Below are 467 nucleotides of genomic sequence, written 5' to 3' on the forward strand. Positions count from 1 at the left end.
CGCCGCCTGGCGCGCGATCAGCCGGTGCACCGGCTCGGCGCCCTCATGGCGCCGCAGGTTCTCGCTCCACGCGGCGAGTTCGCGGCGCTCGTCCTCGGGCATCGGCGCGAGCTCGCCCACGAGCGGCTCGGGCGTTCCATCCTGCGCCAGCGCCCGCGCGATGCCGCGCAAGGCCGCATGCATGTAGTCGCAGACGCGGCGCGCGCTGACGGTGTCGTGAATCTGCGCCACCAGTTCGAAGCCCTCGCCCTGGTCGTCGACCGACAGCGTCACCGGATAGTTGGTGCGCTCCTCGCCGCCGAGCACCTGCAGGCCTTCCCAGGCCGAGCCGGCCGGCGCCGCGCCGGGCACTGCCTCCGGCGGCCGCGTGTAGCGGTAGTTGAGCAGCGCCGAGAACAGCGGCGTGCCGCCGGGCAGCGCGCTGCAGCGCTGCGCCAGCGAGAGGTTCGCATGCTCGTGGTGCAGCA

At 74.1% G+C, this 467-nt stretch carries 1 pseudogene; it reads right to left on the reverse strand.

Annotated elements, in window-relative coordinates:
• Positions 1 to 467, reverse strand: a pseudogene (locus ACODT0_RS42420) (non-ribosomal peptide synthetase); the annotation flags it as partial.

This window comes from Variovorax sp. FG153, assembly GCF_057809595.1.